This is a genomic window from Microbispora oryzae (assembly GCF_017896165.1).
Taxonomy (GTDB): Bacteria; Actinomycetota; Actinomycetes; order Streptosporangiales; family Streptosporangiaceae; genus Microbispora; species Microbispora oryzae.
The window spans coordinates 39,001-53,146 of sequence record NZ_JAFCNB010000011.1; the positions used below are offsets into that span (position 1 = coordinate 39,001).

Annotated in this window: 11 protein-coding genes; 5 read left to right on the top strand and 6 right to left on the bottom strand. The window is 69.0% G+C overall.

All coding sequences use genetic code 11. The features are described from left to right. Nucleotides 1-146 precede the first annotated feature (146 nt). Nucleotides 147-1,709 carry a trypsin-like serine peptidase gene (locus JOL79_RS20225; protein ID WP_210157428.1) on the bottom strand — a complete coding sequence of 521 codons (1,563 nt, stop codon included), beginning with the start codon at nt 1,707-1,709 and terminating at the stop codon, nt 147-149. 960 nt (nt 1,710-2,669) lie between these two features. Between JOL79_RS20225 and JOL79_RS20230 the strand changes: the two genes are divergently transcribed. From JOL79_RS20230 to JOL79_RS20240, 3 genes are all read left to right on the top strand, one after another. Then, entirely contained in the window at nt 2,670-5,102 is a 2,433-nt protein-coding gene (locus JOL79_RS20230) for a cellulose binding domain-containing protein (RefSeq protein WP_210157429.1), read from the top strand. 170 nt (nt 5,103-5,272) lie between these two features. Further along, on the top strand, nt 5,273-5,887 hold the full coding sequence (locus JOL79_RS20235) for a DUF2243 domain-containing protein (protein ID WP_210157430.1): 615 nt from the start codon (nt 5,273-5,275) through the stop codon (nt 5,885-5,887). Then, on the top strand, nt 5,887-6,705 hold the full coding sequence (locus JOL79_RS20240) for a cytochrome c oxidase assembly protein (protein ID WP_210157431.1): 819 nt from the start codon (nt 5,887-5,889) through the stop codon (nt 6,703-6,705). Before JOL79_RS20235 ends, JOL79_RS20240 begins: the two co-directional genes overlap by 1 nt. Nucleotides 6,706-6,800: 95 nt before the next feature. Here the strand turns inward: JOL79_RS20240 and JOL79_RS20245 are convergent, their stop codons facing one another. Next, on the bottom strand, nt 6,801-7,115 hold the full coding sequence (locus JOL79_RS20245) for a hypothetical protein (protein ID WP_210157432.1): 315 nt from the start codon (nt 7,113-7,115) through the stop codon (nt 6,801-6,803). Nucleotides 7,116-7,299: 184 nt separating this feature from the next. Here JOL79_RS20245 and JOL79_RS20250 point away from each other — a divergent pair, with 184 nt between their 5' ends. Beyond that, complete coding sequence (locus JOL79_RS20250; protein ID WP_210157433.1) at nt 7,300-8,283, top strand: hypothetical protein; 984 nt, start codon at nt 7,300-7,302, stop codon at nt 8,281-8,283. A gap of 69 nt (nt 8,284-8,352) precedes the next feature. Here JOL79_RS20250 and JOL79_RS20255 read toward each other — a convergent pair whose 3' ends face one another. Beyond that, the gene (locus JOL79_RS20255; RefSeq protein WP_210157434.1) at nt 8,353-8,535 is read right to left on the bottom strand and encodes a hypothetical protein; all 183 of its coding nucleotides are present in this window, start codon (nt 8,533-8,535) and stop codon (nt 8,353-8,355) included. 367 nt (nt 8,536-8,902) lie between these two features. Then, on the bottom strand, nt 8,903-9,337 hold the full coding sequence (locus tag JOL79_RS20260) for a CBS domain-containing protein (protein WP_210157435.1): 435 nt from the start codon (nt 9,335-9,337) through the stop codon (nt 8,903-8,905). Between the two features lie 132 nt (nt 9,338-9,469). Between JOL79_RS20260 and JOL79_RS20265 the strand changes: the two genes are divergently transcribed. Beyond that, a complete protein-coding gene (locus JOL79_RS20265) occupies nt 9,470-10,600 on the top strand; it encodes a baeRF2 domain-containing protein (RefSeq protein ID WP_210157436.1) in 1,131 nt (376 codons plus the stop codon). A 71-nt stretch (nt 10,601-10,671) separates the two neighbouring features. Here the strand turns inward: JOL79_RS20265 and JOL79_RS20270 are convergent, their stop codons facing one another. Then, entirely contained in the window at nt 10,672-12,714 is a 2,043-nt protein-coding gene (locus tag JOL79_RS20270) for a catalase (protein ID WP_210157437.1), read from the bottom strand. Between the two features lie 106 nt (nt 12,715-12,820). Further along, nucleotides 12,821-14,137 (bottom strand): hypothetical protein, encoded by a 1,317-nt coding sequence (locus JOL79_RS20275; protein WP_210157438.1) that lies wholly within the window; start codon nt 14,135-14,137, stop codon nt 12,821-12,823. Nucleotides 14,138-14,146: the final 9 nt, after the last annotated feature.

A 14,146-nucleotide genomic window follows, 5' to 3' on the forward strand; every position in this document is an offset into this window, starting at 1 on the left:
CGGCGACGTCGGGGAGAGCACGCCCTCCCCGACGTCGCCGGCCGACGGCCAGCCGCCGTCACCCGCGATCCACCGTCAGAGCGCCAGACCTCGGTCTTCACGCTCCGCCGGCCGTTCGTCAATGGCCTGGACGAACGGGGCCGGGATCACAGGATCGAGCCCGACCAGCGGTTGGCCGCCGCCTTGTAGACGCCGTAGGTCTCGCCGTCGAAGTACGGCGACAGGCTGGTGTCGATGCGCCGGTTGCCGTCCCGGTCGGCGACGCTGATCGTGACACCGTTCAGGTAGCCGAGCCGGCGCGTGTTCTTGTACTGCACGAGCCACGACGAGCCGATCGCGCCCTGGCCGGTGAACGAGGACTTCACGCCGACGAGCTCCTCGCCCTTGATCGCCGGAGCCGTGGCCGCGAAGGTCTTCCCGTACGACCACTTGAGGGTCCGGCCGGTGTAGGCGTGGTTGCCGTCCGGGTGCGACCCGCTGGGGTAGCCGAAGACGAAGACGCTCTTGCCGACCTTCTGGTTGTAGGCGAGCCCCTGGCCGCCGACGTTGTCGCCGAGCCGTCCGGCGTTCGCCAGCCCCTGGATGAAGTAGCGGTCCTTGTAGTACTTCTCGTGCGCGGTGGTCTTGATCCAGCGCTTGAGGAAGTACTGCTTCTTGTACGTCTCGTCCGAGCGCCTGCCGTGGCCCCGGTAGAGATCGCCAAGGAAGCTGCGGTCGGACCTCAGCTTGCGATACTCGTCCATCGAGATGCGGACCCACGTGTCGCTCGTGTGTCCGCACCAGCTCGGGCACTTCTCGCCGTTCTTCATGGCCGTGGTGCCGGCCGGAGCGGCGAGGTAGTCGGACCGCTTCACCTCGACGGCGGTCAGCTTGATGCCGTTGACGCCCTTGGTGTAGTAGTCGTCGTGCTTGGCGTACCCGTCGGCGGGCGGGTCGACCTGCGTGATCTCCGGGTCGAGGGTCTTCTTCCAGTACGGCCCGCCGTCGGTGTATTTGGCGGCGAACTCCGCGGCGGAGACCTCCGTGGAGGTGATCTTCTTGGTGCCGGTGTAGGCGTCGTAGGTCTTCTTGTCGACCTCCCGGTCACCCGTGATCTTGATGCCGTTGTAGACGGTGACGAACGCGTAGTCGCGGTCGCCGTCCTCGTAGACGTCGTAGTCGTAGTGGGTGAACGCCTGCTTCCCGACGTAGATCCCCCAGGGCGTCTTGCCCTGGTAGTAGCCGGGCACGAAGACCCAGTTGTCGAGGGTGGGCTTGTTGCTCCGCGTGTCGTAGACGCAGTGCCCGGCGGTGGCGACGAGGTTGCGGTAGTGCGACTGGACCGAGGTCCCCGAGCACCAGTGCGGCTTGCCGTCCGCGCCGAGGAAGAACACCTTGCCGGTGGTCTTCGGGAGGTTGACGTTCTTGGACCGGCTGGAGGACTTCTTCTCGTCGCCGATCGCCGACACCGTGCCCGGCTTGCTGTCGGCCGAGGGCCCACCGCTGGAGATGTGCCGGGCCGCGACCGTGGTCTCGACGTTGTACGGCGTGGCCTCGGTCAGCAGCTGTGAGGACCAGAAGAACGCGATGTCCTTGGCCGCCGTGGAGGATCCGGCGAGTGTGTCGTCGGCGTACACGCTCGACGCGTGTGCCGGGGCGGCGATCAGCGCGGCGGCGAGCAGACCGGTGGCGGCGACGCCGCCGAGGGGGAGAGTGAGGGAGTGCTGCACAACAAAGCTCCTTGCTCTGTCGTCGGGCGACCCTGCGCCCGTTCGTCAGTTAAGGACGGGCAAGAACCTACAAGCCTCCCCAACTCGCCGTAAGGCCCATCAAAGAAGGCGTTTTCGCAGCTCAGCGTGAGACCTTTTCGTTATCTCCGGTCGTGTCGGCCTATCCGTTACGCGTTGTCGCAGGTCGGCGGGTATGTGCGTCACCTGACCGCGGTTGTTGCGAATCGCTACTTCTGTCAGATAGATGTGACGAGGATCACAGTTGCTTGATGGAACCGGATCGATGGGTGATCACGTCGAATCTGCTCGCATCCGCGCAGGCCGAAAAGGGGAGCCCTCTCGGGTCCCCCGGCGCCCCATCATTGCATAGTGCAATCGTCGATGGCTCGGCCGGCGCCGCCGCGGACGGAGCCGGAGAGACCGTCGTGCCGGTGCCGGTGCGGGCGCGGGGCTGCGGGATTTCGTCGTCTCATAATCGGATTTCCCCGAGAAACTTCGTGGGGCGTACAGCGAATATCGCGCGTTTCATGTGGTGCCGCGGACGGTGGAATATCCGGCGAGGCGTCATCGGGTGAGGGTGAAAATTTCAGGTTGAAAAGATCGATGGGGGTTATCGCCGGGGTGGCCTGCTTCACGCACGTTCGGGATTGTCGCGAGGAGCCCGCCGGTCACCGTCGGTGAGATCGTTTCCGGGTCTCGCCCTCATCACTCGTTCTGACGTCTGCCGACATGTCCGGCGCTGGACGGCGAGCGACGGCGTGCTGGGAACGGGCTGTGACGCCGCGCCGATCTCCGCTCGGCGGCCGGCCGCGTCAGGGCTTCCCGGATAAGGGAGCGGATTCACGCACGGCCCTGACCGCGCTTGACGCACCCCGCATGTGTGCGCATTCTCTTGCTGCAATCTGTTTGATCAAGTTCAGTTGTGTTTATTTCGGCGTGGCGTGTCTGAAAGGACCCCTCGTGAATCAACGAAGGATGACGACGGCGCGGGTTGTGGCCGCCGCCGTGGTGGCATTGCTGTCGGTGGTGATGTCCCTGGTGGCCGTGTCGCCGGCGCGGGCGGCGGTCTCGATCACGATCAACGGCGGTTCGGGTGGTCGTACGTTCGACGGTGTCGGCGCGATCAGCGGCGGTGGCGGCAACAGCCGCCTGCTGGTCGACTACCCCGAGCCGCAGCGCAGCCAGATCCTGGACTACCTGTTCAAGCCCGGGTTCGGGGCGTCGATGCAGATCCTGAAGGTCGAGATCGGTGGTGACACCAACTCCACCGACGGTGCCGAGCCCAGTCACCGGCACACCTCCGGCGATCTGGACTGCGATCGGGGGTATGAGTGGTGGCTGATGGAGCAGGCCAAGGCCCGTAACCCCAACATCAAGCTGGTCGGGCTGGCCTGGGGCGCGCCGGGCTGGCTGGGCGGCGGCAACTTCTGGTCCCAGGACACCATCAACTACCTGGTCGACTGGCTGGGCTGCGCGAAGAACAGCCACAACCTGACGATCGACTACCTGGGCGGCTGGAACGAGAAGGGCCGCGACCTGAACTGGTACGTCAACCTCAACAGCGCGCTGGACTCCCGCGGGTTCGGCAACGTGAAGATCATCGCCTCGGACGACTGGGGCTTCGGCGCCGCCGACGACGCGGTGAACAACACGGCGTTCCGCAACGCGGTCGACGTGTACGGCGGGCACTACGTGTGCGGGTACCGCGGCGCGCAGTCCAGTTGTCCGAGCTCGACCACGGCGATCAACTCCGGCAAGGTGCTGTGGGCCAGTGAGAACGGCTCCGATGACTACAACGACGGGGCCAAGGCGCTGGCCCGGGGCATCAACCGTGACTACATCGACGGGAAGATGACGGCCTACATCAACTGGCCGGTGATCGCGGCGATCACTCCGAATCTGCCGTTCGCCACGATGGGTGTGGCGGTCGCGCCGCAGCCGTGGTCGGGCTACTACGCGATCGGCAAGAACGCCTGGGTGATGGCGCAGACCACCCAGTTCACCTCCCCCGGGTGGAAGTATCTGGACTCCTCCAGCGGCTACATCGGCGGTAACCGCAACAACGGCAGCTATGTGTCGCTGAAGTCCACCAACAACTCCGACTACAGCACCATCGTCGAGACGATGGACGCCACCTCCGCCCAGACGCTGAACTTCTCCGTCACGGGCGGCCTGTCCACCGGCCAGGTGCACGTGTGGGCCACCAACCTCAACTCCGGCAACCCGGCCGACTACCTCGTGCACACCAGTGACATCACCCCCTCGGGCGGGAACTTCTCCCTGACCGTCCAGCCGGGGTACGTGTACTCGATCACGACCACGACCGGGCAGGGCAAGGGCACCGCGACCAGCCCGGCCCGTGGCTCGATGGCCCTGCCGTACTCCGACACCTTCGACTCCTACGCCGTGGGCCGGGAGGCGAAGTACCTGTCGGACATGCAGGGGTCGTTCGAGGTCGTGAGCTGCGGCGGCGGCCGCTCGGGCCGGTGCGTGCGTCAGATGGCCCCCCGTCAGCCGATCCTGTGGACCGGCGGTTCCCACCCCTACGCCCTGCTCGGCGACCTCGGCTGGAACAACTACACCGTCTCGGCCGACGTGATGCTGGAACAGAGCGGTTACGCCGAGCTGATCGGCCGGGCCGGCGCCCAGCACTCCTTCGGCCCCGAAGGGCTGAACGCCTACTACCTGCGCGTCACCGACACCGGCTCCTGGCAGATCATCCGCAACAACACCGACAACGCGATGACGACGATCCGCAGCGGGACCGTGGCCTCGCTCGGCACCGGCCGCTGGCACACCCTGTCCCTCGGCTTCTCGGGCAGCACCATCACCGCGAAGATCGACAGCACGCAGGTCGGCACGGTCACCGACGGCACCTGGGGCGCCGGCCAGATCGGCATCGGCACCAGCACCACCGAGACCGCCCAGTTCGACAATCTCCAGATCTACACGGGTTCGGTCCCGCCGAGCCCGAGCCCGAGCCCGTCTCCTTCGGCTTCGCCGTCCGTGTCTCCTTCGGCGTCCCCCTCGGCGTCTCCGTCGGCGTCTCCGTCGGCGTCTCCCTCGGTGTCCCCGTCGTCGTCTCCGCCTCCGGACTCCGGTGCGTGTTCGGCGACGATCGAGACGGTCAACAGCTGGCCGGGCGGGTTCCAGTCGAACGTGACCGTCCGTGCGGGCAGCTCGGCGATCAACGGCTGGACGGTGAAGTGGACCTGGACCGGCGGGCAGACGATCAGCCAGGCCTGGAACGGCGACCTGAGCACCTCCGGCTCCGAGGTGACCGTCCGCAACGTGTCCTACAACGGCTCGATCGCCGCGGAAGGGTCCACCAGCTTCGGGTTCCTCGCCAACGGATCCGCGGCCACTCCCACCGTGACCTGCACCAGCCCCTGACCCCTTCAGCCCCTGACCCCTCCAGCGAAAAGAGGTGAGATCGGGCCGGGGCCACCGCCCCGGCCCGATCTCCGGTCGGCGACCGGAGATTACGCGCCCAGGCTCCGGGTAGCGCCACAAGTGAAACCCATTCTTGTTCTGCCACGTGCTCCGTCAGGAACAGGGGGGTCATGGCCGCAACCAACCGGTCAGCCGTCGACCAGACCGGTGTGGACGACGGCCCGGCGAGTCTGCGGTCGCCGGGCATCATCCTGGGGGTGGGGCTCGGCGGGTTCGTCGACGGCATCCTGCTGCACCAGCTCCTGCAGTGGCACCACATGCTCAGCGGCACCGACACCGACAACATCGGCGTGCAGTACTACAACCCGCGCACCCTGTCCGGGCTGGAGATGAACACGGTGTGGGACGGCCTGTTCCACGTCGTGTGCTGGCTGGCGGTGCTGATCGGCCTCGGCCTCCTGTATTCGCGGGTCACCCACCGGCGCCGCCGGGTGTGGACCTCCCGGGTGCTCTGGGGCTGGGTGCTGGTCGGCTGGGGGCTGTTCAACCTGGTCGAGGGCATCGTCGACCACCACGTCCTGGGCATCCATCACGTGCGCGGGGGCCCGTACCAGGTCTGGTGGGACATCGGGTTCCTGGTCCTTGGCGCGGTGCTGGTGGCCGTGGGCTATCTGGTGCGGCGCACGGGCACGCCCTTCGATCCCGAACAAGGCCCCGAACGAGGTCCCAAACAAGGTCCCGAGCCTGGTCCCGGCTCCGCCGCCGGGGGGTTGGGAGGCACCTGATGCCCGGAAGCCTGACGCATCTCCACGACGGCGGGCCGTGGGCCGGCACGGTGCCGGTGGCCGGGGTGGCGCTGCTCGCGGCGGTCTATCTGCTGCTCGCGCGGCGCGCCGGATATTCGGTGCGGCGTCCGCGGGACCGGTGGCGTGTCGCGGCCTTCCTCACTGGATGCGCGCTGCTGGCCCTGGCGCTGCTGCCGCCGATCGCGTCGTCCGCCCACCACGACTTCCGCGGTCACATGCTCCAGCACCTGCTGATCGGGATGTACGCGCCACTGGCCCTGGTGCTGGGCGCGCCGATCACCACGTTGCTGCGCGCGTTACCCGCGCGCCGGGCCCGGCGGCTGACCGCGGTGCTGCGGAGCCGTGCGCTGGAACCGCTCACCCATCCGATCACGGCGCTGTGCCTGACCGCAGGCGGTCTGGCCGTGTTGTACATGACTCCGCTGTACGACGCCGCCACCGGCCGGCCGATCGCGCACTGGCTGCTGGACGTCCACTTCCTGCTGTCGGGCTGCCTGTTCGCCTGGATAATCGCGGGCCCCGACCCCGCTCCCCACCGTCCTTCCGTGCCGTACCGGCTGGTGGTCCTCGGCGTGGCCATCGCCGCCCACGCCGTCATCGCCCAGCTGATGTACGGCGGGTTCCTCGTCGACGTGCACGCCCCGATCGCCCAGGTCCGGGGCGGCGCCGAAATCATGTACTACGGCGGGGACGTCGCCGAGCTCCTGCTGGCCGCGGCCCTGGTCGCCACGTGGCGCCCCGTCCGCCGCGCGGCCCCGGCCCGGCCCCGTCCGCAACCCGCCGCAGGCGGTTCGTGATCCGCGCACGTCGAAATCGGAGAGGCCGGGTGGTGCGCCGAGACCGCCCCCGCTCGGGCGGAAGACGGCCGGCACATCGGGTCTGATCGGCGCGATCAGGTCGTGCAGGTCAGAGCCTGGTGGTTGTCGATGAAGATGGGCGCTCCGGACACGGGGTTGACCATGACCCAGTAGGTCCAGTGATCGTAATGGCGCCGGTAGACGTAGCCCCACCCGTTGTGCTGGGGCACGTCGATCACCTCACTGGACAGGTACGTGTACCACTCCCAGTGAGCGGCCGAATAGGTGACGTGGTAGTCCTCCGGCGAGCAGGTGAAGTAGGACGTGGCGCTCGCCGGACTGGCGAGTGCGAGGGCCGCGACCGGTCCCGCGAGCACCACGGCGGCGATCGCCGAGACGAGTTTCTTCATGCTGTGGCCTTTCCACGAGCGGAAACATACGCAATCTTGGTAAAGGCCGGATTGTCCAAATCGAAGGCATTTGGACAATCCGCTCGGCTCGTTGTCCAGACCCACGAAACGGGATTGTCCACTCGGCGAGGAGGACGGAGTCATCGGACGACGAATGCGGGCTCTGGATCCGACCGCCGGACCTGTGCAGCGATTCGCCTGTGAGCTACGAGCACTGCGAGCGGCCGCCGGCGACCCGCCGTTCTGGAAGATGGCACGGCGCTGCGAGGTGTCCAAGAGCGCGCTCGCCGCGGCGGTGGCGGGCCGCAGACTGCCGTCGGAGAACGTGGTGCGAAACTACGTGCTCACCTGCGGGGGCGACTGGCCGCAGTGGCGCGAACGCTGGGCGAGGGCCGTCGCGGAGGCGGCTGCCGGTCCGGCCGGCGGCCACGTCGAAGGCCGATATGAGGGCGCTCTCGTCCCCGTCACGATCATGGTGCCCGTACGGAACGGGCACGCGGATCTCGTGGCGAACGGCGCCGACGGCCTGACCCACATCACCGCCGGGTTCGCGCTGATCCCTGCCGTCGGCACGGGCGCGGCCGGGAGGCGTGTGTGGCCGTGGGCGACGGCCGCCGCCCTGCTCGCTGTGGCCGTGTTCGCTGTGGCCGTGTTCGCCGCGGCGCGACAGGTCCTTCCGGGCCGGCTCGGCCCGGCCGCGGCGGGTGACACCACGGCCACCCCCGTCTCCGCGGCCAGTGCGGTGCGTGTTCTGGACGGCACCGATCCGACGATCGCCGGCTGCCGCGGCGACAAGGTGGTCCTCGATTCCGCCCCCGTCGTCCTCCAGCGCACGGCGCGTCTTCGCGGCCGAAGCCTTCCCGCGGGCACCACGGTGGGCACGATCTACCTGCTGTATTCGGCCCGCTGCGCCGGAGCGTGGCCCTGGTTCATGCCCACACCCGGGCTCAACCCCGTGGCCACCGACACGACCGTCGGGGTGCTCACCGTCGAAGGAGTCCGTCCGGCCGACGACACCGCCAACTCCTGGCGGATGGGGCACATCGACTCCGCTTACGGCAATCTGCTTCTCACGGGTGTGGGCTGCGTACGGGCCGGCGCCCGCCTCGACATGGTCGGGCAGAACGCCGAGGCCACCGGCAAGACCAAGTGCCTGCCGCAGTTGTGAGCCGGCCGCCGTGCTCCGGCGGCGTCGTGCTGAACGTCCACGTCGTCGACCTGGCTCCCGGTGGTGCGCTCAGGCTCCGAGGAGGTGCCGCAGGAGCACCAGGCCGATCTCGAGCCCCACCCGCAGACCGGATCCAGGTTCCGTGGAACCGATCATCGTGAGGGCGAGGGGCATCACGACGGGGAACATGACGCGGGCCGCCAGGACCAGGGTCCGGGGCAGCGTGAAAGGGATCGAAATCGTGATCGTCATGACGGACCTCCTGCCCCGCGCCGGAGACCCGGCACGGATGGGGCACCCGTCACGGCACGTGACAGCATCCGGGAGTGTTCACGACGGGCGGTCCGGTCGTTACGACGACGGACCCTCGTGATCGGCCGGGCGTGCCACGCGCGGGAAGGGCGCCGGGATGGACGGACACGGACTACTGCCAGAGCTCATCCCAATCACCTCCTCGGGCCGCGTGGCCGGGCCGATCGCCCCTGGTCGAGCGCATCGGAAAATCCGCCCACACCTTCAGTGAACTCCGGCCAGAGGGGTCACGTCAAACCCCGGCCCCTTCTGACCTGCTCCTTCGGTCACCTCGTTCGGGCACGGCCCCGCCCGGGGCCGCCGGCGCTCAGTCGAGCGCGTAGACGCGGTGGACGAACTCGGCGAGCTTGGTGTCCGGCAACTCCTTGGCCAGATCCGCCTCGCTGATGATGCCGACCAGGCGATGCCGCGCGACCACGGGCAGCCGCTTGATGTGGTGCTCCTCCATCGAGAAGAGCGCCTCTTCGAGGCTGGCGTCGGCGTCGACCCACACCAGCCCACGGGCCAGCTCCCCGGCGGTCGTCCGGTCGATGTCCTTGCCGTGCGCGCAGCACATGATCACGATGTCGCGGTCGGTGATCATTCCCTTGAGCCGGTCGTCGTCTCCGCAGATCGGCAGGGCTCCCACGCCCAGATCGGCCATGATCTCCGCGGCGACCCGCAGTGTTTCGTGTTCACCGATGCACTGAACGCCCTCGTGCATCACGTCCCGCGCCTTCTTACCGGTCTTCGTCACGCTCATCGCAGCCCCCCCGAGACATGTCGACGACCCCAGCGTTATACCCAGCTGGCCGTGTGCGGTTCGCCGCGCGAACGCGCCGGTCAGGACTTTCGGCCCTGTCCGGCGCCACGCCCGCCGTCCCAGCATGGGGGTATGGGACGAGCGAACACGTTGATCGACAAGAACGTCCTGCGGCGACTGTTCACGGTACCCGGACCGGTGGTGTCCAGCTATTTCGATCTGTTCACCACTCCCGAGGAGGACGCCGCACTCAGGTGGGAGGCGCTGGTCCAGCGGCTGGCGGAACAGGGGGCCGATCCCGGCGCGGTCGAGGTGCTGACCAGGAAGGTGTCGGCCTCGGTGCCCGGCCCGGGGATGCTGGCCGCGTTCGTCGCGGACGGTGAGCTCATGCTCGACGTGGAGATGGCCGGGGCACACCGGCCGGACGTCGCCGTCTGGGGGCCGTTGCCCCGCGTGCTGCCGCTGCTGACGTGGATGCAGGAACGGCCGCCGTACGTCCTGGCGATCGTGGACCGTACGGGCGCCGACATCGCGGCCTACCCACGCGGCGGAACGGAGCCCGTGACCTGGACGGTCACCGGTCCCGACGACGAGATCGAGCGCAACGCGCCCGGCGGATGGGCGCAGATGCGCTACCAGCACCGGGCTGAGGACTCATGGGAGCACAACGCGGTGCGGGTGGCGGACGAGCTGACGCGCACCCTCTTGGATTCGCAGGCCAGGCTGCTGCTCCTGGCCGGTGACGTACGGGCCCTGCAGTACCTCACCAAGCACCTGCCGGAATGGGTGCGGCGCGACGTCTGCATCCGGCGGGTCAGCGGAAGCCGGAGCGAGGACGGGGCGAAGGGCGACCGCGACGAGCAGGTCGCGGCGGAGATCCGCCGGGCGGCCGAGGAACGGACGGCGGCCCTGCTGCACCGGCTGGCGGAGGGCAGGTGCCCGTCCGGACGTTCCGTCGAGGGCGCCAGGGAGACCCTGAACGCGCTCGCGCACGGCCGGGTGCAGACGCTCCTGATCGTCGACGATCCCGGCGACACCCGTACCGCGTGGTTCGGAGATCTCCCCGGCGAGGTGTCGGACCGGCACGAGGCGCTCGCCCCTACCGGGAAGCCGATCACCCGCGAACGCCTGGCCGACGTCGCGGTGGGCACCGCCGTTCGGACCGGGGCCGAGGTGCACGTGCTGAGCCCCGGCACACCGGGCGCGCCCGCGGAGGGGATCGGGGCGCTGTGCCGGTTCACCCCGGTGGGCGCGACCGCCTGACCATGCCTGAGCCATGACCGCCTGACCGGCCGCGCCCCGCCGTTGGGCCGGGGCGGGCCGGGCGGCACCGGTCAGGCGGGAACGAGATCGACGTCCCGGTCGTAGTGACGGTGGGCGGCGACCGCCTCGGCGAACGCCTCGACGAAGCCGTCACCGGAGATCTTCGGTCCGACGACGCCCTGCTGGCCGGGCAGCGCCGCGGCGTCGAGGAGGGCCTCGCCCCGCGGTACGGCGCCGATGGCCTTGCCGTGTTTGAACGCCTCACGGACGAAGTGGACCGCGTGTCCGTTGCCCGCCAGTTCGCCGCCGTCGGCGAGCAGCACGGCGTCGTAGAGGACGGAGGAGGTCGCGGAGAGCTGCCTGGTCACGTCGAGCGTGCCCACGGTCCCCCCGTGGGGCGCGATCACTTCGCAGATCGCCCCCTTCTCCTCCAGCGCCGCGATCAGCTCGCCCGCCTGGGCCGTGTCGGTCGCGTCGGCCGCCAGGACGGCGATCTTCCGGGTGGCGATCGTGTCGCGGGGCGCGTTGGCCTGGCTCAGCGCCGGTGACGACCTCCCGTGGTTGGGCGTGGTCACGGCCGGAGCCGGCAGACCCAGCCCCTCCGCCACCTGCCGGGCCAGGTCGCCGTCCACATGGGCGAGCTGCTCGAGGACGCCCTCCTTGACGGACCGGCGTTCGACGTGCCCGAGCTCGAACCGCAGCGCCTCCACGATGTGGCGCTTCTCCCAGCCGGCCATGCTGTTCCAGAAGAGGGTGGCCTGGCTGTAGTGGTCCTGGAAGCTGGGGCTGCGCCGGCGGATGACCTGGCCGTCCACCCGCTCCTGGTAGTGCTGGAACACGCCGCGAAGGTCGCCGTTCACCACCCCGGACATGGGACAGCCGCCGCTGATGGTGTTGGGCGCGTAGCTGGTCGTGCTCTCGTGGATCATGTGCTGGTGGTATCCGTCGCGCTGGTTGTTGGTCACCGCCGCGACGGGCCGGTTGATCGGGATCTGCGCGAAGTTGGGACCGCCGAGCCTGATGAGCTGGGTGTCCAGATAGGAGAAGTTCCTCGCCTGCAGCAGCGGGTCGTTGGTGAAGTCGATCCCCGGGACGACGTTGGCCGTGTGGAAGGCCACCTGCTCGGTCTCGGCGAAGAAGTTGTGCGGGTTGCGGTCGAGGACCAGCCGGCCAACGGGCGTGACCGGGACGAGCTCCTCAGGGATGATCTTCGTGGCATCCAGCAGGTCGAAGTCGAACCGGTGCTCATCCTCCTCCGGCACGAGTTGCAGGCCCAGCTCCCATTCGGGGTACGCGCCGCTTTCGATCGACTCCCACAGGTCCCGCCGGTTGAAGTCGGGGTCGTTCCCCTGGATGCGGAGCACCTCGTCCCAGACGAGGGAGTGCGTGCCGAGCAGCGGACGCCAGTGGAACTTCACGAACGTGCCGCGTCCCTCGGAGTTCACCAGCCGGAAGGTGTGCACGCCGAAACCCTGCATCATCCGGTAGCTGCGCGGCAGCGCCCGGTCCGACATCACCCACATGACCATGTGCATGATCTCGGGCTGGAGCTGCACGAAGTCCCAGAACGTGTCGTGCGCCGACTGGGCCTGCGGGATCTCGTTGTGCGGCTCGGGCTTGACCGCGTGGACGAAGTCGGGGAACTTGACGCCGTCCTGGATGAAGAAGACCGGCATGTTGTTGCCCACCAGGTCGTAGTTGCCCTGGCGGGTGTAGAACTTCGTGGCGAAGCCCCGCACGTCGCGCACCGTGTCGGCGGATCCGCGCGAGCCCGCCACGGTGGAGAAGCGGACGAAGACGGGGGTCCGCAGCGAGGGATCGCACAGGAAGTCGGCCACGGTGTACTCGGCCAGTGATCGGTAGACCTGGAAGTATCCGTACGCGCCGGCTCCACGCGCGTGGACCACCCGCTCGGGGATGCGTTCGTGGTCGAACCGGGTGAGCTTCTCCCGGAAGTGGAAGTCCTCCAGCAGGGTCGGGCCGCGTTCGCCCACCTTCAGCGAGTTGTCGGTGTCGTCGACGGGTACGCCCTGGTCGGTGGTCAGCGGGCCGCTCCCCGGATCGACCCGGTCCGCCGCCAGTTGCCGCTGCTTGTCGTCGTCCATGTTCTTCATCGCGCGCCCCCGGAAGGCCGGTCTCAGTCGAACAGGTTCTTCAACGCACGGCCGTACCCCCTGACGTTTGCCTAAACCCGTCGCCTCGACCGGCCTCCACGTGGCTCTAGGCGGCGAAGAGGAGCAGCAGGCCCACCAGGGTGTAGATCACCATCAGCACGAGCAGCGGGATCTGCCCGAGGACGGCCGTCCGCCGCGGGAAGAGGGCCAGCGCGCGATCGTGCGCCAGCACGGTGCCCAGCACGTGACCGACGACGATCACCGTCACCTGGAGGGTCGCGATCCCCGCGGGAGTGGTGCCGAGCGCCTTGATCGTCCATCCGGCGGTGCCCAGCCAGTTGGCGCCGGTGTTCAGCGGATCGGAGAGCAGGGCCACGGTCCGCTGCCCCTCCAGGAGGAACAGCGTGTAATAGTGGGCGATCACGTAGCCCACGGCTATCGGCACGATCGAGTGGGCGAGCTCGCCCGCGGTCGACCCGGGCTCCGCCGCGCCCCACCGGCCGGCCAGCGCGGTCGCCGCCCGATAGGCCGCGAAGACCAGGCCGATGACGGCGACCAGTCCCGCGGTGCCCATGACGGGCGCGGGCACCGGGGCGTCCTGGACGATGCGCACCCAGGTCGGGGCGTTCGACGCGCTGTCGTACATGGTGGATCCGAGCAGCAGCACCACCAGCACCGTCAGGCCAGGCGCCGGCCGCAGCCCGGCCATCCCGTCGAGGCTGTTGCGCCAGACCAGCAGGCCGTCCGCGCGCCGCGTGACCGGTGCGAGCCGGCCGACCAGATCGCTGTAGACCTCGAACGGATCCGCGTGGCCGAACCACTTCGCGCCGAAGACCACCGCTCCGGCGAGCATGATCACGACGTAGATCGCGAGCCAGATCCCGATGACCGGCAGGGTGGCCCGTTCGGGGGCGACCAGTTCGAGCCAGACGAACGCGAACAGCCCCGCGCAGGCGGGCCAGTAGCCGAGGCCCGGCGGCGTCCGCCGCAGCCCGAGCGCGGGGTCGCGCCGGAGCGCCGCGCAGGCCAGCAGGTGGAGGGTCCGCAGTGGGCTCAGGCCCCGCCAGACCGGGCCGAACAACAGCGACAACGGCACCAGGCCGACCCAGAACAGCACGTAGAACGCCCCGGCCGTGGGATTGTCCGCCACGTCGGGACCGAAGATCAGACCTACGCAGAAGTACGCGGCGGCGACGAGCCCGGCGATGCGCCACACCCACGGCCAGGCACGTGAGCGCACCGCCCTCCGGACGGCGGCGGGCAACAGGCGGGCGGCACGGAGATCGCCGCCCAGCCGCGCGTCCTTCCACAGTGTGCCGAGCGCCACGAACGACACCAGCAACGCGAGAACGGCGCCGGTCAGCGCGGCCGAGAAGGGGATCGGCAGGTCCTGACGGCCGCCGATGCCATGAGCCAGCAGCATCGCGTCGGT